The sequence below is a fragment of the Nocardiopsis algeriensis genome (assembly GCF_014203695.1).
GTDB lineage: Bacteria > Actinomycetota > Actinomycetes > Streptosporangiales > Streptosporangiaceae > Nocardiopsis > Nocardiopsis algeriensis.
The window spans coordinates 1-1,858 of the sequence record NZ_JACHJO010000023.1 but is presented as its reverse complement, the minus strand read 5'-3'; the positions used below and the strand labels follow the sequence as shown (position 1 = coordinate 1,858).

Genomic DNA, 1,858 nt, shown 5'->3' with positions numbered 1-1,858 from the left:
CCGGAAAAACACCGATTTGGTGGCGGACCGGAACGCTGATAAAGTGAAGACACAACAAAGCGGAAACGCAGACGCCTTCTCCGGAAGAGCAACCAGACGCAAACTGGGGCTTGTACGGGAAGAGTGGTTGCTTCTTGAGAACTCAACAGCGCGTGTTTGATTTTCTTTAAGCCATGTTTGTTTTGGCCCCGTCACACGACCACCCTGGTGGTGGAAGTGGACAGGGTTCCTTTGAGGACCACGAGAGTGGTCGTCAGGACACCTTCTAGGTTTACCCGCCGGCTTCGGCCGGTGTGGTTGCATGACCTTTATGGAGAGTTTGATCCTGGCTCAGGACGAACGCTGGCGGCGTGCTTAACACATGCAAGTCGAGCGGTAAGGCCCTTCGGGGTACACGAGCGGCGAACGGGTGAGTAACACGTGAGCAACCTGCCCCTGACTCCGGGATAAGCGGCGGAAACGCCGTCTAATACCGGATACGACCTCCTGTCTCATGGCGGGGGGTGGAAAGTTTTTTCGGTTGGGGATGGGCTCGCGGCCTATCAGCTTGTTGGTGGGGTAACGGCCTACCAAGGCGATTACGGGTAGCCGGCCTGAGAGGGCGACCGGCCACACTGGGACTGAGACACGGCCCAGACTCCTGCGGGAGGCAGCAGTGGGGAATATTGCGCAATGGGCGAAAGCCTGACGCAGCGACGCCGCGTGGGGGATGACGGCCTTCGGGTTGTAAACCTCTTTTACCACCAACGCAGGCTCCGGGTTCTCTCGGGGTTGACGGTAGGTGGGGAATAAGGACCGGCTAACTACGTGCCAGCAGCCGCGGTAATACGTAGGGTCCGAGCGTTGTCCGGAATTATTGGGCGTAAAGAGCTCGTAGGCGGCATGTTGCGTCTGCTGTGAAAGACCGGGGCTTAACTCCGGTTCTGCAGTGGATACGGGCATGCTAGAGGTAGGTAGGGGAGACTGGAATTCCTGGTGTAGCGGTGAAATGCGCAGATATCAGGAGGAACACCGGTGGCGAAGGCGGGTCTCTGGGCCTTACCTGACGCTGAGGAGCGAAAGCATGGGGAGCGAACAGGATTAGATACCCTGGTAGTCCATGCCGTAAACGTTGGGCGCTAGGTGTGGGGACTTTCCACGGTTTCCGCGCCGTAGCTAACGCATTAAGCGCCCCGCCTGGGGAGTACGGCCGCAAGGCTAAAACTCAAAGGAATTGACGGGGGCCCGCACAAGCGGCGGAGCATGTTGCTTAATTCGACGCAACGCGAAGAACCTTACCAAGGTTTGACATCACCCGTGGACCTGCAGAGATGTGGGGTCATTTAGTTGGCGGGTGACAGGTGGTGCATGGCTGTCGTCAGCTCGTGTCGTGAGATGTTGGGTTAAGTCCCGCAACGAGCGCAACCCTTGTTCCATGTTGCCAGCACGTAATGGTGGGGACTCATGGGAGACTGCCGGGGTCAACTCGGAGGAAGGTGGGGACGACGTCAAGTCATCATGCCCCTTATGTCTTGGGCTGCAAACATGCTACAATGGCCGGTACAATGGGCGTGCGATACCGCAAGGTGGAGCGAATCCCTAAAAGCCGGTCTCAGTTCGGATTGGGGTCTGCAACTCGACCCCATGAAGGTGGAGTCGCTAGTAATCGCGGATCAGCAACGCCGCGGTGAATACGTTCCCGGGCCTTGTACACACCGCCCGTCACGTCATGAAAGTCGGCAACACCCGAAACTTGTGGCCTAACCCTTCGGGGAGGGAGTGAGTGAAGGTGGGGCTGGCGATTGGGACGAAGTCGTAACAAGGTAGCCGTACCGGAAGGTGCGGCTGGATCACCTCCTTTCTAAGGAGTCTTTTTCAG

Annotated in this window: 1 rRNA gene; it reads left to right on the top strand. The window is 57.9% G+C overall.

What is annotated here, in order from left to right:
- Window positions 1-307 precede the first annotated feature (307 nt).
- Window positions 308-1,840 (top strand): 16S ribosomal RNA (locus tag FHS13_RS21110).
- Window positions 1,841-1,858 lie beyond the last annotated feature (18 nt).